Here is a 22,505-nt window from a genome sequence, read left to right as displayed (position 1 = left end):
GTTCGCCTCCTCGGTGCTGAAAGGTTATCGGAGAGGCTACTTGACCTCCCGGCGATACACACGATAACTTGCCGAAAGGGATTTCGTAGATTTCGAATCCTGCATGCACCAGACACAGCGGTGCCGGCCTGGGGCCGGAGTCATCCGCTCGATGATGAGCTAGAGGAGACAGTTGATGTTCACTACCCGACGCCGTGCCGCACTGCGCGCGGCCACGGCCTTCGTGGCGGCGGGCGCGCTGATCGGCGGCCTCACCGCCTGCGCCGGCAACGACGAGACGCCCACACCCGCTGAGTCGATCCCCGCCGAAGGCGTCGATGACGGCTCGACGCTGACGCTGTGGACGCGCGCGCCCATGGAGCGTCAGGCCAACCTGCTGGTCGACGCCTACAACGCGAGCCACGAGAACCAGGTCGAGCTCACCGTCGTCCCCAACGACGACTACGTCGCGAAGGTCGGCGCCGCAGCCGGCTCCGACGGGCTCCCCGACCTGTTCGCCGCCGACATCGTCTACGTGCCGAACTGGGTGCAGCAGGGTCTGTTCCAGGACATCACGGCGCAGATCGACGGGCTCTCCTACAAGGACAGCATCAACGCCGGTCACCTCTCGGCCGGCACCTACGAGGGCCAGGAGCACGTGCTGCCCTTCGTGCTCGACCTGTCGATGCTGTTCTGGAACAAGGAGCTCTTCGCCGAGGCCGGCCTCGACCCCGAGGTCGCCCCCGCCACGCTCGAGGAGTTCGCCGACGCGGCCAAGGCCGTGCAGGATCTGAACAAGCCCGACACCTACGGCACCGCGTCTGGCCTCAACTGCGGCGGATGCCTCGTCTTCACGTGGTTCCCCGCGATCTGGGCCTCCGGCGACCAGGTCATGAACGAGGAGGGCACCGAGTCCCTTCTCGCGAGCGACACCGCCCAGGAGGTCTACTCCACCTGGAAGGACCTCGTCGACGAGGGCGCGGTCCTGCCGGGCTCCGCCGAGGAGACCGGACCGACCTGGACGGCGGCGTTCAGCGAGGGCAAGGTCGGCGTCATGCCGTTCCCCGCCACGCTGCTCTCCTCGCTCGAGTTCGACGCCGGCGTCGCGGGCCTTCCCGGTGTCGACGGCGGCGCCTCGACGTTCGTCGGCGGTGACGGCATCGGCATCTCGAAGGACTCGGAGCTGTCGGCGCAGGCCTGGAACTTCCTCCAGTGGATGATGTCCGAGGAGGCGCAGGTCGACGTGCTGGCCAAGGACAACAACGCCGTGTCGCGTTCGGACCTCGCCGACAACGAATACGCCGCCGAGGACCCCCGCCTGGTGACGATCAACGAGGTCGCCGGCATGGGCTCCACGCCCGTCGCGCTGAACTTCCAGCAGGCGTTCAACGCGCCCGGCAGCCCCTGGCTGACGCTGGTACGCGACGCCGTGCTGGGCGACGGCGAGTCGGTCGAGCCCGACAACGAGGAGATCACCGCGGTCCTCGCGCAGTAGCATCCTGACGCTGCGGGGCGGTCGTCCGTCGGCGACCGCCCCGCTCCGTCCCCATCCCCTCCTCAGAAAGGCCGCGACATGGTCGTCCCCGCACTCGCGAACGCCCGCGTACGCAGAAGGCGCAGCCGCTCCGGCATCGGAGGCCCGGTCCAGGGCTGGCTGTACGCCGCTCCCACCGCGATCTTCGTCATCCTGCTCTTCCTCGTGCCGCTCGGCCTCGTCTTCCAGATGTCGGCCAGCGACTGGCCGCTCATGACCGGCAACCAGGGCCCCAACTTCCCCGAGAACTACGTCGACGCCGTCAACCAGCGTCTGTTCTGGGAGTCGATCCGCTTCACCCTCGTCTACACGCTCCTCACCACGGTGATCCTCATCGGGCTCGGGCTCGGCCTGGCCCTGCTCGTGCAGGAGTCGACCCGCTGGAAGGGCTTCCTCCGCACGGCCTTCCTTGTGCCGAGCGCCCTCGGCCTGGCGTCGGCATCCCTCCTCTTCTACGTGCTCTACTCCCCCATCGCCGGCCCCTTCGCAGACCTCATGGCGTCGTGGGGCATCACGTTCCTCGGCACTCCGGAGGGTGCTCTGTGGTCGACGATCTTCCTGATCGTCTGGCGCTATGCCGGGTTCTACATGCTGCTCATGCTGGTGGGGCTCCAGGGCATCCCCGACGACGTCTACGAGGCCGCCCGCATCGACGGCGCGTCGCGCTGGCAGACGTTCCGCGACATCACGCTGCCGCTGCTGCGCCCCACCTTCGCGCTGACGACGATCATGTGCGTGACCGGCTCGCTCCTGGCGTTCGAGCAGTTCTACATCCTCACCAAGGGCGGGCCCGACAACAGCACGATGACGATCGTCCAGCTCATCTACAACGTCGCCTTCCAGGGCCAGAACAACCTGGGCATCGCCGCCGCCCTGTCCGTCATCGTGCTCATCGCGCTGATCGTGATCAACGTGTTCCAGCTGCGCGCGTTCCGTCGCCCCGAGGAGAGCTGAGCCATGACCGAGACCATGACCCGCACCATCGTCGCCCCGAAGGCGCGTCCCACCCGCACGCGCCACGGACGCAGCAGGGCCGCCCGCATCGCCTTCGGAATCCCCTACTGGGTGTTCACCGCCGCGCTCGCCGTCATCTTCCTGTACCCGCTGATCTGGACCGGCGTCTCCTCGTTCCAGCCGCTGGCGGGCACGAGCCAGACCGATGGGTGGGGCTTCGGCAACTATCTCGCCCTCGCCGACTACCAGGCGGGCGTCTGGGTGTACCTGGGCAACTCGCTCATCGTCGCCGGGCTGACCGTCGCCCTGACGCTGTTCATCTCGCTGCTCGGCGGCTACGCGTTCGCGCGCTTCTCGTTCCCGGGCAAGAACATCCTGTTCCTCGTGACGCTCGCCATCCTGATGGTGCCGTACGCGACGCTGCTCATCCCGCTGTACGTGATCCTCAACGAGGTCGGCCTGGGGAACTCCCTCGTCGGCGTCGCGCTCGTGATCACGATGTTCCAGCTCCCGTTCTCGATGTTCATGATGCGCATCTCGTTCGAGTCGATCCCCCGCGAGATGGACGAGGCCGCCCTCGTCGACGGCTGCTCGAGCTTCGGCGCGCTCTGGCGGGTGCTGCTGCCCGCCGTCAAGCCGGGCCTGGTGACCGTCGGCCTGTTCGCGTTCCTCACCGCCTGGAACGACTTCATGGCTCCCCTCATCCTCATCAGCGACACCAACCGGATGACGCTGCCCCTCGCCGTCGCGAACCTCCGCGGCCAGGTGCAGGGCGTCGTCGACTACGGCGCGACCGAGGCCGGGGTGGTCGTGCTCGCCCTGCCCTGCATCGTGCTGTTCCTCATCCTTCAGCGGCACTACGTCCGCGGATTCATGTCTGGAGCCTTCAAGGGATGACAATCCACACCATCACCCCCGCGCCGCAGGCGCCCGTCGTCCCCGGCAGGGGTCGCCTCCGGCCGCTCGGCCTCGGCGACGTCCGCATCACCGGCGGCTTCTGGGGCGACCGGCAGTCCGTCAACGGCCGCCACACGCTCGAGCACATCGGCTCGCGCCTCGAGTCCGAGGGCTGGCTCCCCAACTTCGACCTCGCCCCCACGGGCGGGCTCGTCGAGGGCCGCCGCGGCCGCGAGTTCTCCGACTCGGAGGTCTACAAATACCTCGAGGCCCTCGCCTGGGAGATCGGACGCACCGACGACCCCACGCTGGAGCAGCGCTTCCATGACGTGGTCGCGAGGGTCGCCGCGGTGCAGGAGGAGGACGGCTACCTCAACACGAGGTTCGGCCGCCCCGGTCAGCCGCCGCGGTGGTCCGACCTCGAATGGGGGCACGAGCTGTACTGCCTGGGGCACCTCTTCCAGTCCGCGGTGGCCCGCGAGCGCACACGCCCGGGCTCCGACGACGGGCTGCTCGGCATCGCACGCGCCGCCGCCGATCTGGTGTGCGCCGAGTTCGGCGCCGACGGCCGCGACGCGATCTGCGGCCATGCCGAGGTGGAGGTCGGGCTCGCCGAACTCTCCCGCGTCACGGGCGACCGCCGCTATCTGGCACAGGCGCGCCTCTTCGTCGAGCGTCACGGCAGGAAGACCCTGCGCGACATCGAGTGGGGTCGCAAGTACTTCCAGGACGACATCGCCGTCCGCGACGCCAAGGTGCTGCGCGGCCACGCCGTGCGCGCGAACTACCTCGCCTCGGGCGCCGTCGACGTGGCGGTCGACGTCGGCGACAACGAGCTGCTCAAGGCGCTGCGGCGGCAGTGGGATCGCACCATCGCCCGCCGCACGTACATCACCGGCGGCCAAGGGTCCCACCATCAGGACGAGGCGTTCGGCGACGACTGGGAGCTGCCGCCGGACCGGGCGTACTCCGAGACCTGCGCGGGCATCGGCTCGATCATGTTCTCGTGGCGTCTGCTGCTCGCCGGCGCGGACCCCCGGCACGCCGACCTCATCGAGCGCACGCTGTACAACGTCGTCGCCACGTCCCCCGCGCCGGACGGACGGGCGTTCTACTACGCCAACACGCTGCACCAGCGGGTCCCCGGGATCCCGGCCGACCCGGACGGCACCTCGCCACGCGCGTCGTCGTCGCTGCGGGCTCCGTGGTTCGACGTCTCGTGCTGCCCGCCGAACGTGGCCCGGACGCTCGCCAGCCTCGACGCGTACATCGCGACCGCCGACGCCGGCGGGGTGCAGCTGCACCAGTACGCCCCGGCGTCGGTGCGCACGTCGCTCGATGACGGCCGCATCGTCGCATTCGACGTCGACACCGCGTACCCGGCAGACGGCCGCATCACGGTGACGCACATGTCCGACGCGGACGCGGCCTGGACCCTGAGCCTGCGCGTGCCGGCCTGGGCGGCGGGGGCGACGCTGCGCATCGTCACGTCGGACTCGGTCCAGCAGCGTTCGGTCGACACCGGCATGGTCGAGATCCGCCACGCGTTCCGCTCCGGCGACCTGGTGCAGCTCGATCTGCCCATGGCGCCACGCGTGTCGTCGCCCGACGGCCGCATCGACGCCGTGCGCGGCTGCGTCGCCGTCGAGCGCGGCCCAGAGGTGCTCGCGCTGGAGTCTGTCGACCTCGGTCCCGCCGGCGTCGACGACGTGGGCCGGGTGGCGATCGACCTGGATACCGCGCCCGTGGAGCGCGACGGGAAGGTGTGGGTGCGCGTTGCCCGACTCCCGCTCGCCGACGGGCGCTGGCCTTACGGCGAGGAGCCGGCCGGCACGGATGCCGAGTCCGTCGAGGTGCCGCTCGTCCCTTACCACGAGTGGGCGGAGCGCGGCCCGTCGACGATGCGCGTGTGGATCCCCGAGGCACCCTGACCCCTGCCCAGCCTCCGGCCAGGTGCCCCCGCTAGACTGGGGGCACCATCCCGGATGTGTATCTACCTGGCCCGACGCGGAACAAGGCGGCACGACATGCCGCGTACCGCGGCGGACACGTACAGGAAGACAGATGCACACCACTCTGGCCGCGCCGCGCCCGACGAGTCTCGTCCGCGAGACCGGCTTCGCCTACTTCCCGATCGCGCTGATCGCGCGCCTCCCCTTCGCGATGATGGTGGTCGGCATCCTGACCCTCGTCGTCTCGGCGCGCGACTCGCTCGCACTCGGCGGGCTCACGTCGGCGATGACCGGCCTCGGCACGGCTCTCGTCGGGCCGTTGCTCGGCGCCGCGGCCGACCGCTTCGGACAGCGGCGCGTGCTGCTGATCGCGGGCACCGCGAACAGCCTCCTGCTGCTCGCGATCGCGTGGCTCGCCTTCGCGACGGTTCCGGATGCCGCGCTCCTCGTCGTCGCCTTCCTCATCGGCGCGTCGATGCCGCAGGTCGCGCCGCTGTCGCGCAGCAGGCTCGTGGGCATCATCGGGCGCACGTTCTCGAAGGACCGCCGGGCTTCCGCGGTCGGCGGCACGATGGCGTACGAATCGGCGGCCGACGAGATCGCGTTCGTCTTCGGTCCCGTGATCGTCGGACTCCTGGCGACCACCATGAATCCGGCGGCGCCGGTGATCGGTGCGGCGGTGCTCGCGCTCCTGTTCGTCAGCGCGTTCGCCCTCCACCCGACCGCCCGCGTTCCCGCAGCCGCCGACGGTGCGGCGGCGGAGCAGGCGCCCGCGCGCGAGCTGGCCCGCCCCGCACTGCTCGCGACCGTCGTCGGCACTCTCGGCATGGGGCTCTTCTTCGGCGCCATGCTCACCTCCCTCACCGCCTTCATGGCCGAGCGCGGCGCCCCCGAGCAGGCCGGTCTGGTCTACGGGGCGATGGGCATCGGCTCGGCCGCGCTGGCCCTCGGCGTCGCGCTGTTCCCGGCGCGCTTCACGCTCGCCGCGCGCTGGCTCGTGTTCGGGGCGATCCTGGTGGCCGGCACGCTCGCCCTGCCCTTCGCGGAGAGCGTGGCGGCGATGACCGTGTGCCTGCTGATCATCGGCATCGGCATCGGGCCGACCCTCGTCACCCAGTACAGCCTCGCCGCCGGGCGGAGCCCCCTCGGGCGCTCGGCGACCGTCATGACGATGCTGGGCTCCGCCGTCGTGGTCGGGCAGTCCGCGGCATCCGCCCTCACCGGTCTCCTCGCCGAGGGCGCCGGAGCCTCGATCGCCCTCCTCGCGCCGATCGCCGCGGCGCTGGTCGTGCTCGGCGCGGGCGCGGTCAACGCCTGGCTCTCGCGGTCGCGCTGATCGCGGGCGCGATCAGGCCGTCGACGGTCCGCCGTTGAACGGGAAGACCACGCGGCCGAACGGCCATGCGTTCTCCAGCCACGCCGGCACGAACGCGTCGAGCCGCGCCGCCACCCCGGCCGGCGCATCGGCGACCGTCCACCACGAGACCTCGGCCGAGACCAGGTCTTCCTCGGGTGGAAGCGGATCGATGTACACGCAGCCGAGCAGCCGATCCTCGTGCGCGGTCAGCACCGCGTAGTTGAACGATTCGTGGCGGTCGATCTCGAGCGCATGGCGGGCGAGGTCCTCCTCGTCCTGCTCACGCGTCATCGTGGCGGGCGGCCATCCCCACGCCTCGCCGTAGATCCGCCACAGTGCCGGCTGATCGCCCATCACGGCGACCATGTCGATGTCGACGTCCGCGGCGCGGATGGGCCTCAGGTGCACGTCGTCGGTGAGCTGCACCCGCAGCGGGTGCTCGAAATCGGCGGGAAGCCAGGTGGCATCGGTCATGGGGACTCCGTGTGCGCGGTCAGAGTGCGGCGATCCGCGTCTTCAGCTGCTCCAGGGTGTCGGCGGGGAGCTGGTTGCCGGCCATCTTCAGCACGGCGGCCGCCGGCATGCTCTTGGCGAAGCCGACCATCGGGTGCTCGGGCAGCTCGGGGACGAGCTCGACGATGATGCCTCGCGCTTCGGGATCGTCGAGCAGCTGCCCGAGGGTCGTCGTTTCGAGGTCGTACTTGCCGGCCATGTTGATCTCCTCGCGCTGCCCGGGGGTCCGGGGTGGCTACAGGATGCCAGACTTCTCGGCATCCGCCCAACGATCCCGGGCTTCGGCGACGATGCGGTCGACGGGGGCGTCGATCGAAACGGCGGCCCCCCGCTCGTCGGCTTCGAGCGGCTCGAGGAGCGCCAGCTGCGAGGCGAGCAGCGTCGGCGGCATGAAGTGCTCCGTGCGAACGGTGATGCGCTCCGTGAGCAGCTCTGCCGAGCCCTCCAGGGCGATGAAGAACACGTCGCCCCCGGTCTCGCGCAGCACATCGCGGTAGCGGCGGCGGAGTGCGGAACAGGCGACCACCGCGAGCCGGCCGCGCGAGGTCTCGCGCACCATCGCCTCGCCGACGGCCCGGAGCCACGGCATCCGGTCCTCGTCCGTGAGCGGTGTGCCGGCCGACATCTTGGCGACGTTCTCGGCCGGGTGCAGATCGTCGGCGTCCAGATACACGCCGCCCAGTGTCACCGCGAGCGCCGCGGCGACCGTGGACTTTCCCGAACCCGACACCCCCATCACGACGATCGGCATGGGATCTCCTCACGACAGGGGACGGATGCCTCGCCCGCAGTCCAGGCTAGCGAACGGCGTCACGGCCGAACGCCCGGCCCGCGCGAGGCGGACCGGGCGTTCGAAGGGTCGTCGACTCAGAAGTCGAACTCGCCGATGTTGTCGGCGTTGAACTCGTACGGGTCGCCGAGCAGGACGGTGGCTTCGGGGCCCACCTCGAAGTCGCCGAGCTCGCCGGCTTCGAACGTGTCGCCTTCTTCGCCGGTGATCTCACCGGTGATGAGCGCCTGCGCCGCGTACGCGGCGAGGTAGCCGAGGTCGGCCGGGTTCCACAGCGCGAACGCGGTGACGGTGCCGTCCTCGACGTACTCGCGCATCTGGTTCGGGGTGCCCAGGCCGGTCAGCGCGACCTCGCCCTTGTACTCCGAGGTCGACAGGTAGCGGGCCGCGGCGGCGATGCCGACCGTGGTGGGCGAGACGATGCCCTTCAGCTCCGGGTAGGTCTGCAGCAGCGCCGCCGTCTTGTCGAACGAGGTCTGGTCGTCGTCGTCGCCGTAGACGACCTCGACGAGCTCGATGTTCGGGTGGTTCGCGGCGAGCTCCTCCTCCATCATCTCGATCCACGCGTTCTGGTTGGTCGCGTTGGCGGTCGCCGACAGGATGGCGATCTGGCCCTCGTCGCCGATCTGCTCGGCGATCAGGTCGACCTGGACCTGCGCGATGCCCTCCGCGGTGGCCTGGTTGATGAACAGGTCACGGCAATCCGGATTGGCGTCGGCGTCGAACGTGACGACCTTCACCCCGGCGTCGCGCGCCTCGTTCAGCGCGTCGCAGAGCGCCTCGGTGTCGTTCACCGAGATGATCAGGCCGCCGGCGCCCTGCTGCGCGGCGGTCTGAATGTACTGCACCTGCGAGGTCGGGGACGCGTCGGTCGGGCCGACCTCCTCGAACGTGCCGCCGAACTCCTCGGTGGCCGCCTCGGCACCCCCGGTCGACGTGTCGAAGTACGGGTTGCCCAGGTTCTTGGGGAGCATCGTGATCGACAGGTTCGCGTCGCCGCCATCCCCGCCATCGGTCGAATCGCCACCCGACCCGCCACCGGCACAGCCGGTCGCGAGGAGGGCGACCCCGACGGTGAGAGCGGCTGCGGCCAGAGCCGTGCGCCCCGTGCGCTGAAGTCCGAACATCATTGTTTCCTTCCTTGGTGCAGTCTGCGGTTCCGTAGCTGCGGTGGTGTGTGGTGGTGCTCTCGAGGGATCACGACGGGTCCGCTGACGCGTCGGATCGCCCCTTCCTCTTCCCGATGGCGGCGGCCCTGCGGACCTGCAGCCATGCGAGCAGGCTGGACGACACCACGGAGACGATGAGGAGAAGTCCCGTGATGACGTTGATGATGTCGCTGCTCACGCTCGCGAGGCGCAGGGCGCTGCCGAGCGTGCCGATCAGCAGCACGCCGGCGATCACGCCGTGCAGGGCGCCGCGGCCGCCGAAGATCGAAACGCCGCCGAGCAGCACCGCCGCGATGACCTGCAGCTCCATGCCCATGGCGTTGTCGCCGCGGGCGTTGGAGTACAGCAGCGTGAAGTAGACGCCGGCGAAGCCTGAGACCGCACCGCTGAGCACGAAGAGCAGGAACTTGGTCCGGCCCACGTCGATGCCCGAGAACGCGGCGGCCTCCTTGCTCAGTCCGATCGCGTACAGCGACCGGCCGAAGGGCGTGAAGTGCAGCACGACCGCGAAGATGATCGCCAGCACGACGAACGGGATCATGATCATCGGCACCGGGGTGCCGGGGATGTTCGCCTTCGCGAGATCGGTCCACTCCTCGGGGAAGTCCGTGATCGCCGTGGTGCCGAGAAGACCGACGGCGATGCCGCGGAACAGCGCGAGCGTGCCGATCGTGACGGCCAGCGACGGGAGCCCGACGACGGTGATGAGGAATCCGTTGAACGCGCCCGCGACGACTCCGACGACGACAGCGGCGAGCGCCGCGAGCGGGAACGGCACGCCGCCCTGGCTGAGAACGCCGGTGATCACGCTCGACAGGCCGACGATGCTGGCGACCGAGAGGTCGATCTCCTCCGTGATGATGATCAGCGTCATCGGGAGGGCGATCAGCAGGATCGGAGCGATGTCGCGGAGCAGGTAGGTCACCGTCAGCGGGCTGTCGAAGTTCCGCACCGACGCGAGCGCGACGACGATGACCACGATGAGGATCGCGATGATCGCGGCCTCGCGGGTCAGCAGCAGCCGGCGCCAGGCGGGCTTGGCGTGGGCCTTGTAGACCCGCGCCGGCGCGGCATCCGTCAGAGCGGTCATCGTGTCTCCTCCCGCTGTGCGATGAGTCGTCGGTGCTGCCGTACCGCGAGGACGCGGTCGAGGACGATGGCGCCGAGGATGAGGACGCCGACCACGGCGCGCTGCCAGAAGTCGTCGATGCCCAGGATCGGCAGGGCGCGGTTGATCGTGAGCAGCAGGAACGCGCCGATGGCCGCGCCCCACACCGACCCGACGCCGCCCGAGATCGCGACGCCACCGATGACCGCGGCGCCGATGGCCTGCAGCTCCCAGCCGAACCCGGCGCCCGAGCTGACGGTGCCGTACCGGGCGGCGTAGAGGACGCCCGCGAGTCCGGCGAGCGCGCCGCTCGTGACGAATGCGGCGATCACGCGGCGGGTGGTCCGCAGGCCGTAGAGGTGCGCGGCGGCGGGGTCCGAGCCGATGGCGTAGAGCTCGCGGCCGCTGCGCAGGTTGCGCAGATACCACGCGGCCACGACGAGCACCACGACGGCGATGATCGTCAGGATCGGGATGCCGAGGATCCGGTCGGTCCCGAGGGCACGGAAGTCGGGCGGGAGGTCCGAGGCGTTGATCCGGTCGCTGCCCGTCCAGGCGACGTTGATCCCGCGGTAGACGTACATCGTGCCGAGGGTGATGACGAGGGCGGGGACGCGCGCGAAGGCGACGAGCGAGCCGTTGATGAGGCCGAGGAGCCCGCCCAGCAGCACGCCTCCGACGAAGACGCCGATGAGGGGGATGCCCGGGATGTCGATGAAGAGGCGGCCGGTGAGGTAGGCGGTGAGGCCGACGATGGACCCGACCGAGAGGTCGACGTTCCGGGTGATGATGACGATCGCCGAGCCCACGGCGACGAGCAGCAGGAGGGAAGGCGTGAGGAGAAGGTCGCGGAACCCGTCGCCCGAGAAGAGGAAGGTCGGGTTGCTCACGGTCGCGAAGAGGATCACGAGGAGCAGGGCGACCAGGATGCCGGTCTCGCGAGCGGTCGCGATGCGCTTGACGAGCTTCGACGCTGCGCTCGAGCCGGGCTGGACGGTGGGGGTGGCGGTCGCGGTCATCGGGCCACCTCCGCGTCCGCGGTGGCCGCGTACATGACGGCCTCCGGCGACGCCTCCGCGCGGGGGAACTCGCCGGTGAGGCGTCCTTCCCGCATCACGAGCACACGATCGGCCATGCCGAGGACCTCCGGGAGTTCGGACGAGATCATGAGGATCGCCATCCCCTGCTGCGCCAGCTGGCTGATGAGGCGGTGCACCTCGGCCTTGGTGCCGACGTCGATGCCGCGGGTGGGCTCGTCGACGATCAGCACCTTCGGCTCGGTCGCGAGCCACTTGCCGAGCACGACCTTCTGCTGGTTGCCGCCCGAGAGCGTCCCGGCCTCGGCGTCGAGCGCGGCGGTCTTCACTTCGAGACGGCTCGCCCACACCTGAGCGGCCTCGTTCTCGAGGCCGCTCCACAGCAGACCCCACTTGGCCAGCTTCGAGCGGATGGCGAGGGTGATGTTGCGCGAGACGCCGTCGTCGAGCACGAGACCCTGCTTGCGGCGGTCCTCGGGCACGAGGGCGATGCCGCGGTTGGTGGCGAGGCGCGGGTTGCCCTTCGGGAGCGACCGACCGTCCAGCTTCACGGTTCCGCTCTCGTAGACGTCGACGCCGAACACGGCGCGCGCGACCTCGCTGCGGCCTGCGCCGACGAGACCGGCGAGCCCCACGATCTCCCCCGCGCGAAGGCTGAACGAGATGTCGCGGAACACGCCCCGGCGGGTGAGCCCCTCGACCTCGAGCACGACCTCGCCCACCTCGGACGGGAGCTTGGGGAACATCTCGGTGACGTCGCGGCCGACCATCTGGCGCACCAGGTCGTCGACCGTGGTGTCGGCGATCGGGGTCGTGTCGATGTAGGACCCGTCGCGCATCACGGTGACGGTGTCGCACAGCGCGAACACCTCGTCGAACCGGTGGGAGATGAACAGCAGCGCCCGGCCCTCGTCGCGCAGGCTTCGCGCGACGGCGAACAGCCGCTCCACCTCGACGCCCGAGAGCGCCGCGGTGGGCTCGTCCATGATGAGCACCCGGGCATCGAGCGAGATGGCCTTGGCGATCTCGATGATCTGCTGATCGGCGATCGACAGGCCCTCGGTGACCCGCTCAGGGTCGAGCGAGACGCCCAGGCGCTGGAAGATCTCGATGGCCTCCGACCGCATCGCCTTGCGGTCGATCCGCCCGAACCGGTTCGTGGGCTGACGGCCCATGAAGATGTTCTCGGTCACCGACAGATCCGGGAAGAGCGTGGGCTCCTGGTAGATCACGGCGATTCCGGCCGCCTTCGACTGGGCGGTGCTCGTGAAGTCGACCGCTTCGCCGTCGAGGACGAAGTCGCCCGCGTCGCGGCGGTAGAGGCCGGCGATGATCTTGACGAGCGTCGACTTGCCGGCGCCGTTCTCGCCGATCAGGGCGTGGATCGAACCGCGGTGCAGCGCGAGGCTTCCGGAGCGGAGGGCGACCACCGGGCCGAAGGACTTCACCACCCGGCGGAGCTCGAGCGCGGGGTGAGGCGCGGCGGGTGCGACGTCTGCGGCCACGGGCGTCCTCCTCGTTGAGGTGAAAGTTGATGAATCGATTCAGGCAGGTTTCAGGCTACTCTAAGTACACCGACGAAGCCGGTCAAGTCGCATCGTGACAGTGACCGAATCGTGATCCGACGAGGAAGTGGGGAGGTGCCGTGCCGGTCAGCATCCGCGATGTCGCGCTGCGAGCGGGAGTCTCGGTGGGCACCGTGTCGAACGTCCTCAACCGCCCGGACGAGGTCTCGGCCGATTCGGTGGACCGCGTCAGCCGAGCGATCGAAGACCTCGGCTACGTGCGCAACGACGCCGCCCGCAAGCTGCGCGCCGGGGTGAGCACGACAGTCGGATTCGTCGTGCTGGACGGCCAGAACCCGTTCTACAACGACGTCGTGCGCGGCGCCGAGGACGAGGCCACCAAGCACGGCATCGCCATCCTGTACGGCAACACCGATGAGGACCTGGGCCGCGAGAAGCTCTACCTCGACCTCTTCGAGGAGCAGCAGGTGCGGGGTCTGCTCATCGCGCCGTACGGCGATGTGACCGCCCGGCTGCAGCGCCTGCGCGCACGCGGGATCGCGGCCGTGCTCGTGGACCGCTTCAGCGGGGACGGGCGCTTCTCCTCCGTGTCGGTCGACAGCGTCGTCGGGGGCCGCATGGCCGTCGAGCACCTCATCGAGGGCGGCCGCCGTCACATAGCCTTCGTCGGCGGGCCGTTCGACATCCGGCAGGTCAACGACCGCCTGGCCGGCGCGCGCGTCGCCGCCGAGAACGCGGCAGTGCCCGTCGAGGTCGAGGTCGTGGCGACCGCCGCGATGACGGTCGAGGACGGTGTCGCCGCCGGCGCCCGCATCATCGCCCGGCCCCGCCGCGAGTGGCCCGATGCGCTCTTCGCGGCCAATGACCTGCTGGCGCTGGGACTGCTGCAGTCACTCGTCGTCGACGGACGGATGCTGGTGCCCCACGACATCGCGATCATCGGGTTCGACGACATCCCGTTCGCCGCGGCCGCCGCCGTGCCGCTGTCGTCGATCCGCCAGCCGAGCCGGATGATCGGGCGAACGGCGCTGCGCATCGTGCTCGAGGAGGCTGCCGACTCGGAGAGCATCGCACGGCAGACGGTGTTCCAGCCCGAGCTCGTCGTGCGGGCCTCCACGCTCCCGCGCTGAGGGGGCACGCCGTCAGCCTCGCGGTGAATGTGCACCTTTGAACCGATAGTGCAATAATGCACTCTGTGAACCAGAGTGCATCTTCGACGCGGGACCGGCGCATCGCCGAGACCTCCCGGGCTCTGAAATCCGCGGCGCGGCGCGCGACCGCCGACCGTGGCCTGTCGGGCTTCACGATCGACGAGCTGTGCGCCGAGGTCGGCATCGCGCGGCGCACCTTCTTCAACTACTTCGCCTCCAAGGAGAATGCGGTGCTCGGGCTCCCGATCCGCGCCGACCTGCTCGAGCTCGACGAGCCCTTCGTCGCCGCAGGCCCCTCCCCCGACTCCGCCACGATGATCGCGTCGATCGCCGAGCTCATGCTCGCGCGGTGGGATCAGATGGAGCTCTCCGCCTCGGACTCGAGCGAGATCGGCCCTGCCATCCAGCGCGAGCCGCAGCTCATCGGCCACCTCATGGAGCTTGCCGCCCAGGGTGAACGGCACGACATCGGCCTCGTGGAGCGCCGCGAGGGCCTTCCCGAGGGAGACCTGCGGGCCGCCACGGCCGTTCACCTCCTGGGCTCACTGCTGCGCCCGTCGTCGATCGAGTACTTCCAGGACACCGGCGAGGAGTTCCGCACCATCTACCTGCGGCGCCTCGCCCTCGCTCGCGAACTCTTCACCGCCTGACCCTGATCGGACCCTGATGACCCTCACTACTGCTGCGCCCGCGCCGCTGCTCCTGACCAAGCGGCGCATCTGGATCATCTTCAGCGCCCTCATTGCGGGAATGCTGCTGGCCAGCCTCGACCAGACCATCGTCTCGACCGCGATGCCGACGATCGTCGGCGAGCTCGGCGGCGTCGAGCACCAGGTCTGGATCACCACGGCCTACCTGCTCGCCACCACGATCGTGATGCCGATCTACGGCAAGTTCGGCGACGTGCTGGGCCGGCGCAATCTCTTCCTGATCGCGATCGCGATCTTCACGGTCGCCTCCATCGGCTGCGCCTTCGCGTCCGACTTCTGGATGTTCGTGGTCTTCCGCGCCATGCAGGGCCTCGGCGGCGGCGGGCTGATGATCCTCTCGACGGCGATCATCGCCGACATCGTGCCCGCCAACGAGCGCGGCAAGTACCTCGGCCCGCTCGGCGCCGTCTTCGGGCTCTCGGCGGTCGCCGGGCCGCTGCTCGGCGGCTTCTTCGTCGACCACATGACGTGGCAGTGGGCGTTCTACATCAACATCCCGATCGGGATCGCCGCCTTCGTGATCGCCCTGTTCACGCTGACCCTGCCGAGCAAGAAGGCCACGATGCCGATCGACGTGCTCGGCGTCGTCTTCCTGTCGATCGCGACGACCTGCCTCATCTTCTTCACCGACTTCGGTGGCGACAAGGACTTCGGGTGGGACTCGCCCGCGACCTGGTCCTGGGGCGCCGGGCTGCTCGTCGCAGCGGTCGCCTTCGTCATCACAGAGGCGCGCGCGGCCGACCCGATCATCCCGCTGAGCCTGTTCCGCAACCCGATCTTCGTCAACGCCACTGCGATCGGCCTGATGCTCGGCATCGGCATGTTCGCCGCCATCGGCTTCGTCCCGACGTTCCTGCAGATGTCGTCGGGAACGTCGGCCGCGGCATCCGGTCTGCTGATGATCCCCATGATGGTCGGGCTCATGGGCACCTCGATCGCATCGGGGCTGCTGATCACCAAGACGGGGAAGTACCGGATCTACCCGATCGTCGGAACGATCGTCACGGGCCTCGCGATGATCGCGATGACCACGCTGGCCGCGAGCACGCCGATCTGGCTGATCTGCGTCTACCTCTTCGTGTTCGGCGCCGGTCTGGGCCTCATCATGCAGGTCGTCGTCCTGGTCGTGCAGAATGCCGTCCCGGTGGCCGAGATCGGCACCGCGACGAGCACGAACAGCTACTTCCGCGAGGTGGGTGCGGCGCTCGGCACCGCCGTGTTCGGCACGCTGTTCACGACACGGCTCACCGAGAACCTCACGACGGTGTTCGCGGGTGCCGGCGCCTCCCCCGCCGACGCCGCGAACGCCACCGCGACGCTCGATCCGCAGACGCTCGACCAGCTGCCCGACGAGGTGCGCGACGGCATCGTCAACGCCTACGCCGACGCGCTGGCGCCGGTCTTCTGGTACCTCGTGCCCTTCATCGCCATCGCATTCGTGCTGTCGCTGTTCCTCAAGCAGATCCCGCTGTCGGATGTCGCGGGGCTCGTGGCACGCGGCGAGGCGATCGGCGGCGACGAGGCGGAGCGTCTCGAGTCGGCGCAGCGTGCGGACGCGGCGCTCGCCCCGGCCCCGGTCGGCCCAGACCGGGACGAGACGGGCGTCGACGCGGCGTCGGAGGCTTCCCGGCGCTGAGCGCCGCGCGGGGTCGGTGACCGCCCGACCTCAGGCGGTGAGGCGGCCGCCCAGCCAGGCTCGAGCCCGGCTGACGAGGTCGGTGGCGAGCACGGCGTCGGCGGCCCACGCCTCGAAGCCGTGCGGCACGCCCGGCACCACGTCGAGGGTGACATCGACCCCGGCGGCCTCGAGCCGTCGCGCGTAGTCCAGATCCTCATCGCGGAACAGCTCGACGTCGGAGGTGTACAGCCAGGTCGGCGGCAGCCCCGACAAGTCGGTGCGGCGGGCGGCCGCGGCGTACGGCGGCAGGTCGTCGGCGCCCGGCGCGCCGCCCAGGTACGAGGTCCAGCCCACCAGATTCGAGCGGTTGCTCCACACGAAGTGCGCCTCGGCGTCGCGTGCCCGGTCGGCCGCGGTGCGATCGTCGAGCATGGGGCAGAACAGCCACTGCGCCGCCACGCGCTCGCCCTCGTCGTGGAGACGCTGCACGAGTGACGCGGCGAGGCCACCTCCCGCACTCTGGCCTCCGACGGCGAGCCGATCGAGGTCGAGGCCGAGGTCGGCCGCGTGCCGCAGCATCCATCCCCATCCGGCTCGCGCGTCGTCGATGGCGGCGGGGAACGGATGCTTCGGCGCCAGGCGGTAGTCGACCGAGACGATCGTGACGCCGAGGTCGCGGGCGGTCTGCCCGCAGAAGGTGTCGTCCATGGCGGCGGCGCCGAGCACCAGCCCGCCGCCGTGGATCCACAGCAGGCCGGCACCGGTCGGGCGCGGCGGGACGTAGACGCGCAGGCGCAGATCGCCCTCGCGCACCACCCGGCGCTCGACGCCCTCGACCCGCTTCCCCCGCAGGAGGCTCGAGCCCGTCGAGACCAGTGTCAGCACGAACCGGTTCTCGAGATTCAGCTTCGGCGCGCGCCGGGTGCGGTCGCGGAGCGAGGGGTGGATGAGGTCGATGTCCATGGGGGCTCCTGGGCCTGGGATTCGGGTGCGGTCCAGGATCGCACGCTTGTGTTACCTTGTAGCTCTATGTACCTTGTGCTTCTAGGTATGGAGGAGCGTCTCATGAAGATCGGCAAAGACCTGGTCGCCGCCGCCGCGACCCCGATGGTGCTCGGCATCCTCGCGGAGGGCGAGTCGTACGGCTACGCGATCCTGCAGCGGGTGAGCGAGCTCTCCGACGGTGAGCTCGAGTGGAGCGACGGGATGCTCTATCCCCTCCTGCACCGTCTCGAGCGCCTCGGGCACGTCGAGGCGACCTGGAGCGCCTCGCCCACCGGCCGGGCGCGCAAGCACTACCGGCTGAGCGGCAGCGGTCAGGCCGCCTTCGCCGAGCAGCGCCGGCAATGGCATGTCGTCAGCAAAGCCCTGCAGCAGGTGTGGGCCGACCGGGACGGCGGCAGTCGCAGCCCGTTCGCCCTCGGAGGTGCACCGGCATGAGCCCCGACCTCGACCCCCTGCTCGAGCAGCAGATCACCGCGTGGCGGGAGTACGTCGGCCGGCGCGAGGCCATCGCCGACCGCGACGTCGACGAGCTCGAAGACCACCTCCGCGATCAGATCGAGCGGCTCGAGACCTCGGGCCTCGCCCCGGACGAGGCGTTCCTCGTCGCCGTGAAGCGCATGGGCGGACTCGACGACCTGTCGCGCGAATTCGCCCGCGAGCACTCCGAGCGGCTGTGGAAGCAGCTCGTCATCGCCGAGCCCGAGGTGACGGCGCAGCGCTCCCGGTCGCTCCTGGTGGCCGTCGGACTCGCGGTCGCGGCCGCCGTCACGATCAAGATCCCGGCGCTCTTCGGCATCGGGTTCTCCACCGACGGCGAGTTCTACGCCCGCAACGCCGCCGTGCTGATCCTGCCGTTCCTCGCGGCCTACTTCCTCATCCGGCACCGCGCCTCCGCGCTCACCGTCGTGGCGGTGGCGGCTCCGTTCGCGGCAGCCGCACTGGTGCTGAACCTCTATCCCTTCGGGACGGATGCCGCGACCCTCGCGCTCGCGGCCATCCACGCGGTGGTGGCCCTGTGGATCGTGACCGGCATCGCCTATGCGAACGGCGACGTGGGCTCGAGCCGCGCGCGCATGGACTTCATCCGCTTCACCGGCGAATGGTTCGTGTACTTCGTGCTCATCGCACTCGGCGGTGTCGTGCTCGTGGCACTCACGCTCGGGGTCTTCAGCGCGATCGGCCTCGACGCCCAGTCGTTCGTCGAAGACTGGATGATCCCCTGCGGCGTGGCCGGCGCCGTGGTCATCGCCGGGTGGCTCGTCGAGGCCAAGCAGAGCGTCATCGAGAACATCGCCCCCGTGCTGACCAAGCTCTTCACTCCGCTGTTCACGGTGCTGCTGCTGGTGTTCTTCGTGGCCGGTCTGCTGCAGCAGAGCCTCGCCGAGACGGCGGAGGGCGCCACCGAGACATTCGGGCAGCGGGATCTGCTGATCATCTTCGACATCGTGCTCGTCGTCGTGCTCGGCCTCCTGCTCTACGCGATGTCGGCCCGCGATCCCCTCGCCCCGCCGTCCTGGTTCGACCGGCTGCAGCTCGTGATGGTCGTCGCGGCGATCCTCGTGGATCTGCTCGTGCTCATCGCGATGATCGGCCGGATCGCGGAGTACGGCGCGAGTGCCAACAAGCTCGCCTCGCTCGGACTGAACCTCATCCTGCTGGCGAACCTCACCGGTGCCGCCTGGCTGCAGCTGCGGTTCGTGAGGGGCCGAACCACCTACGAGCGGCTCGAGCGGTGGCAGACCGGGTACGTGCCGGTCTACCTCTTCTGGTCGGCGATCGTCATCGTGGTGTTCCCGCCCGTCTTCGGATTCGCCTGATCGACGCGTGAGGAGCCGGTGGCTTGAGCGCCTCTGGAGATCGCGGCGTCATCCCGAACATCACCCTCCGGCGGCGTTGACAAGGGTGACGGCGTCCGCGATCGTTGCCCTCGAACCTCGCCACCGTCCTCCGTACCGCAGGACCGACGACCGCGACGCGACACTGAGGACGGGACAGATGCTGCATAAGAAGGACGACGTCAGAGACGAGCTGCTGGATGAGGTGTTCGCCTCCGGCGATCTTTCGGTGGCACTGCCGAAATACCGGATCCCGCAGAACGAGCACCTCGCAAGCCACGCGTACCAGGTCGTCATCGACGAGCTCATGCTCGACGGCAACTCGCGGCAGAACCTCGCCACGTTCTGTCAGACGTGGCTCGAACCCGAGGTCCGGGCGATCATGGCCGAGACGCTCGACAAGAACATGATCGACAAGGACGAGTACCCGCAGACGGCCGAGGTCGAGGCGCGCTGCGTGCACATCCTGGCGGACCTGTGGAATGCGCCCGACGCGGAGAACACGCTGGGCACGTCGACCACCGGATCGAGCGAAGCCGCCATGCTCGGCGGCATGGCGCTGCTGTGGAACTGGCGCGCGCGTCAGCGCGAGGCCGGCAAGCCGACCGACAAGCCGAACATGATCTGCGGCCCGGTGCAGGTCTGCTGGCACAAGTTCGCCCGGTACTGGGACGTCGAGCTGCGGGAGATCCCCATGGAGGGCGACCGCTTCATCATGACGGCGGACGAGGTCATCAAGCGCGTCGACGAGAACACGATCGGCGTCGTGCCCACCCTCGGCGTCACCTTCACGGGTCAGTACGAGCCCGTGCACGAGGTGAGCGACGCGCTCGACAAGCTGCAGGAGGACACCGGGCTCGACATCCCGATCCACGTCGACGGCGCGAGCGGCGGCTTCATCGCCCCGTTCACGCTCCCCGAGCTCGTGTGGGACTTCCGGCTTCCGCGCGTGAAGTCGATCAACACCTCGGGGCACAAGTTCGGTCTCGCGCCGCTGGGCGTCGGCTGGGTGGTGTGGCGGGATGCCGCGGAGCTGCCCGAGGATCTGATCTTCAACGTGAACTACCTCGGCGGGAACATGCCGACGTTCGCGCTGAACTTCTCGCGCCCGGGCGGGCAGATCGTGGCCCAGTACTACAACTTCGTCCGGCTCGGACGCGAGGGGTACCGAAAGGTGCACCAGTCGTGCCACGACACGTCGATGTACCTCGCGGAGGAGATCTCGAAGCTCGGCCACTTCGACATCATCAACAACGGCGGCGCCGAGTCCGGCATCCCGGCGGTCTCGTGGAAGCTGAAGGACGGCGTCGAGCACCCGTTCACGCTCTTCGACCTCGCCGATCGCCTTCGGACACGGGGTTGGCAGGTGCCGGCGTACACGATGCCGGCCGATCGCCAGGACCTCCCCGTGCAGCGGATCCTCGTGCGGCAGGGCTTCGGCCGCGACGAGGCGTCGCTGCTGATGGACGACTACCGCGCGGCGATCGAGCACTTCGACAAGCACCCGATCGTCAACTCCATGACCGAGGAGGAAGCCGGCAGCTTCCACCACTGACCAACGCCGCGGGCCGGGGTGAACGGCGAGCGCGTCTGTGCTCTCACGGCGGGCCGCGCCCGTCGCTTGCGGCGACCGACGAAGTACGACGGCCTCGCGCCGGCGCGCCCACCAGCCGGCGGAGCCACCGCCACGGCGGGAAGTCCCTCGGCCAGTGCACGGTCACGGTGTGGAACCCGCGCGCGGCGCGATGCGCGAACGACGATGCGCTTTCGAACGGCCGCATCGACATGCCCATCGAGAGCCCTCGCCGATAGCGGATGGTGTGATGCTCGCCGAGATGGAATGCCAGGTCGAGGTCGTCGTGGACCTCCGCGTCGTGCCGGTGCACGGTGGCGCTGACCGAGCGCCAGGCCTCGCGCGTCATCGCGAAGTTCGACCCGAAGAGCGGAACGTGCCCGAGCGCGGGCACGGTGAGCGCCGCGTACGCAGCCAGATACACCGCCGCGAGGGGCACGCGCAGCGACGGGGGTCCGTCCAGGAATCGCGCGCCTCCCGTGATCGCATCGACGTGAGGGCCGTCTGCGAAGGCGTCGAGCACCCGCTCCACCCACTCGGGCGAGGGGAGGCAGTCCGCGTCGAGGCGCAGCAGGAGGTCGCCCGTGGCCGCGTCGTATCCGGTCGAGCTCGCGGCCGGGATCCCCAGCTCGCGACAGGGCACGACGCGCGCTCCGGCCGAGGCGGCCACCCGGGCGGTGTCGTCGGACGACAGGTTGTCGACGACCACGATCTCATCGGGTCGACGGGTCTGCCCGGCGAGCGCGGCGAGGCACCGCGCGAGGCGATCGCCGTCGTCGCGGACCGGGATGACGACCGACACCGACGGTCGGTGGGACCGCTCGCCGATCACGGTCCTCGTGGCGGCTTCCGTCACGTCGCCCTCGCCCTCCTCGAACGCACGTCGCACCGTGCGACCCGGGTTACGAGTGTGCACCGGCGTGATCCGGAAGAGGACGGGCTTGACATCGGCCGTGGTCGCCCGGAGCAGTGCGTGTCGGCGCTACCCGGCGCTCTGACGCCGAACGATCTCGCCGATCCAGATCGGTGCGAACGGCGAGGTGCAGCCCGGCGGAGTGGGGTAGTCCTTGAGCACTTCCAGCCGCTCGCCGATCTCGATCGCCTGGGGTCGCAGCGCGGGGTGGTGGATGCCGATCGCCGCGAGCGTGCTGTTCATCTCCCACTGCTCCCGATCGGGAGCAGCCTTCATCTCGGCGTCGATCGTCCGCAGCAGCCCGGGAAGGTCGACCAGCTCGGGCCTCTTGGCGACGACATCGGCGGTCAGCGCCCAGCCGGCACTCGCGACGACGGGATCAGGATCGTCGAGCCAGGCGACGCGAAGCTCCTCGGCATGCGGCCCCTTCTTGACCACGTAGTTGACGAGCCAGTCATGCACCTTGACGGCGCGTGCCTCGCGGATCATCGAATCGAGCTCCGACGCCTCGAATGACTTCGGCCGGCTGATGAGGATCGCCACGAGCCGCGCGGCCGTGTCATCGGTCGCCCACAGCCTCAGGGCGAGATCGTGGTCGGTGCCCCGCGCCTTGGCGACGCCGCGGAGCTTGGTGAGGTTGACCCCGTGATCGTCTCCGTGGCGCTCATTGACCTGCCGCATCCGGGGGTCCTCCAGTGCCGCCAATTCCGCCAGCACCGCTTCGACGTGGGTGTCCACTGACCCGCCCTTCCTGATCGAAAGACAGCCTAGGCGCTGGCCGCGCAGCATCTTCTCGCACGCGTATACGCCGGATCGCGAGCAGTGGCAAGGGGGAGGTTTTCGTAGCCGGACTGGCGTGCAATGGTGCCCAGCCCGGCATAGTC

General features: G+C 69.6%; 21 protein-coding genes. 11 read left to right on the top strand and 10 right to left on the bottom strand.

The window, feature by feature from the left end:
- The first annotated feature begins 175 nt into the window (after positions 1-175).
- From SOM19_RS03810 to SOM19_RS03790, 5 genes are all read left to right on the top strand, one after another.
- The gene (locus tag SOM19_RS03810; protein WP_320485224.1) at positions 176-1,474 is read left to right on the top strand and encodes an ABC transporter substrate-binding protein; all 1,299 of its coding nucleotides are present in this window, start codon (positions 176-178) and stop codon (positions 1,472-1,474) included.
- A 78-nt stretch (positions 1,475-1,552) separates the two neighbouring features.
- Positions 1,553-2,467, top strand: a complete 915-nt coding sequence (locus SOM19_RS03805; RefSeq protein ID WP_320485223.1) for a carbohydrate ABC transporter permease — start codon at positions 1,553-1,555, stop codon at positions 2,465-2,467.
- 3 nt (positions 2,468-2,470) lie between these two features.
- The gene (locus SOM19_RS03800) at positions 2,471-3,364 is read left to right on the top strand and encodes a carbohydrate ABC transporter permease (RefSeq protein WP_320485222.1); all 894 of its coding nucleotides are present in this window, start codon (positions 2,471-2,473) and stop codon (positions 3,362-3,364) included.
- On the top strand, positions 3,361-5,295 hold the full coding sequence (locus tag SOM19_RS03795) for a glycoside hydrolase family 127 protein (protein ID WP_320485221.1): 1,935 nt from the start codon (positions 3,361-3,363) through the stop codon (positions 5,293-5,295). Before SOM19_RS03800 ends, SOM19_RS03795 begins: the two co-directional genes overlap by 4 nt.
- Before the next feature lie 133 nt (positions 5,296-5,428).
- On the top strand, positions 5,429-6,652 hold the full coding sequence (locus SOM19_RS03790) for an MFS transporter (protein ID WP_320485220.1): 1,224 nt from the start codon (positions 5,429-5,431) through the stop codon (positions 6,650-6,652).
- 12 nt (positions 6,653-6,664) lie between these two features.
- On the opposite strand, the gene SOM19_RS03785 is transcribed toward SOM19_RS03790, so the two are convergent.
- The 7 genes from SOM19_RS03785 to SOM19_RS03755 all read right to left on the bottom strand — a co-directional run bounded on the left by SOM19_RS03785 (position 6,665) and on the right by SOM19_RS03755 (position 12,795).
- Entirely contained in the window at positions 6,665-7,147 is a 483-nt protein-coding gene (locus SOM19_RS03785) for a GNAT family N-acetyltransferase (protein ID WP_320485219.1), read from the bottom strand.
- A gap of 19 nt (positions 7,148-7,166) precedes the next feature.
- Entirely contained in the window at positions 7,167-7,385 is a 219-nt protein-coding gene (locus tag SOM19_RS03780) for a hypothetical protein (RefSeq protein ID WP_320485218.1), read from the bottom strand.
- Positions 7,386-7,421: 36 nt separating this feature from the next.
- Positions 7,422-7,937 carry a gluconokinase gene (locus SOM19_RS03775; protein ID WP_320485217.1) on the bottom strand — a complete coding sequence of 172 codons (516 nt, stop codon included), beginning with the start codon at positions 7,935-7,937 and terminating at the stop codon, positions 7,422-7,424.
- A gap of 116 nt (positions 7,938-8,053) precedes the next feature.
- A complete protein-coding gene (gene rhaS, locus SOM19_RS03770; protein ID WP_320486655.1) occupies positions 8,054-9,103 on the bottom strand; it encodes a rhamnose ABC transporter substrate-binding protein in 1,050 nt (349 codons plus the stop codon).
- A 70-nt stretch (positions 9,104-9,173) separates the two neighbouring features.
- Entirely contained in the window at positions 9,174-10,235 is a 1,062-nt protein-coding gene (locus SOM19_RS03765; protein WP_320485216.1) for an ABC transporter permease, read from the bottom strand.
- Positions 10,232-11,272: an ABC transporter permease gene (locus SOM19_RS03760; RefSeq protein ID WP_320485215.1), complete on the bottom strand. Its 1,041-nt coding sequence runs from the start codon at positions 11,270-11,272 to the stop codon at positions 10,232-10,234. Before SOM19_RS03760 ends, SOM19_RS03765 begins: the two co-directional genes overlap by 4 nt.
- The gene (locus SOM19_RS03755; protein WP_320485214.1) at positions 11,269-12,795 is read right to left on the bottom strand and encodes a sugar ABC transporter ATP-binding protein; all 1,527 of its coding nucleotides are present in this window, start codon (positions 12,793-12,795) and stop codon (positions 11,269-11,271) included. Before SOM19_RS03755 ends, SOM19_RS03760 begins: the two co-directional genes overlap by 4 nt.
- Positions 12,796-12,935: 140 nt before the next feature.
- Between SOM19_RS03755 and SOM19_RS03750 the strand changes: the two genes are divergently transcribed.
- The 3 genes from SOM19_RS03750 to SOM19_RS03740 all read left to right on the top strand — a co-directional run bounded on the left by SOM19_RS03750 (position 12,936) and on the right by SOM19_RS03740 (position 16,313).
- Entirely contained in the window at positions 12,936-13,946 is a 1,011-nt protein-coding gene (locus SOM19_RS03750) for a LacI family DNA-binding transcriptional regulator (protein WP_320485213.1), read from the top strand.
- 65 nt (positions 13,947-14,011) lie between these two features.
- Complete coding sequence (locus SOM19_RS03745; RefSeq protein WP_320485212.1) at positions 14,012-14,617, top strand: TetR/AcrR family transcriptional regulator; 606 nt, start codon at positions 14,012-14,014, stop codon at positions 14,615-14,617.
- A gap of 16 nt (positions 14,618-14,633) precedes the next feature.
- Positions 14,634-16,313 (top strand): MDR family MFS transporter, encoded by a 1,680-nt coding sequence (locus SOM19_RS03740; RefSeq protein WP_320485211.1) that lies wholly within the window; start codon positions 14,634-14,636, stop codon positions 16,311-16,313.
- Between the two features lie 30 nt (positions 16,314-16,343).
- Here SOM19_RS03740 and SOM19_RS03735 read toward each other — a convergent pair whose 3' ends face one another.
- On the bottom strand, positions 16,344-17,258 hold the full coding sequence (locus tag SOM19_RS03735) for an alpha/beta hydrolase (RefSeq protein ID WP_320485210.1): 915 nt from the start codon (positions 17,256-17,258) through the stop codon (positions 16,344-16,346).
- Between the two features lie 102 nt (positions 17,259-17,360).
- On the opposite strand from SOM19_RS03735, the gene SOM19_RS03730 reads away from it, so the two are divergent.
- From SOM19_RS03730 to gad, 3 genes are all read left to right on the top strand, one after another.
- Positions 17,361-17,735, top strand: a complete 375-nt coding sequence (locus tag SOM19_RS03730) for a PadR family transcriptional regulator (RefSeq protein ID WP_320485209.1) — start codon at positions 17,361-17,363, stop codon at positions 17,733-17,735.
- On the top strand, positions 17,732-19,117 hold the full coding sequence (locus SOM19_RS03725; protein ID WP_320485208.1) for a permease prefix domain 1-containing protein: 1,386 nt from the start codon (positions 17,732-17,734) through the stop codon (positions 19,115-19,117). Before SOM19_RS03730 ends, SOM19_RS03725 begins: the two co-directional genes overlap by 4 nt.
- Before the next feature lie 178 nt (positions 19,118-19,295).
- Positions 19,296-20,690 carry a glutamate decarboxylase gene (gene gad, locus SOM19_RS03720; protein ID WP_320485207.1) on the top strand — a complete coding sequence of 465 codons (1,395 nt, stop codon included), beginning with the start codon at positions 19,296-19,298 and terminating at the stop codon, positions 20,688-20,690.
- 43 nt (positions 20,691-20,733) lie between these two features.
- On the opposite strand, the gene SOM19_RS03715 is transcribed toward gad, so the two are convergent.
- Both SOM19_RS03715 and SOM19_RS03710 read right to left on the bottom strand, forming a co-directional pair.
- Complete coding sequence (locus SOM19_RS03715; protein WP_320485206.1) at positions 20,734-21,624, bottom strand: glycosyltransferase family A protein; 891 nt, start codon at positions 21,622-21,624, stop codon at positions 20,734-20,736.
- Positions 21,625-21,690: 66 nt separating this feature from the next.
- Positions 21,691-22,410: a DNA alkylation repair protein gene (locus SOM19_RS03710; protein ID WP_320485205.1), complete on the bottom strand. Its 720-nt coding sequence runs from the start codon at positions 22,408-22,410 to the stop codon at positions 21,691-21,693.
- Between the last annotated feature and the right edge of the window lie 95 nt (positions 22,411-22,505).

It is taken from the genome of Microbacterium sp. CFBP9034 (genome assembly GCF_034045255.1).
In the GTDB taxonomy this organism is placed as follows: domain Bacteria; phylum Actinomycetota; class Actinomycetes; order Actinomycetales; family Microbacteriaceae; genus Microbacterium.
The sequence above is the reverse complement of the archived record's forward strand: the minus strand, read 5'-3'. Positions and strand labels throughout refer to the sequence as shown.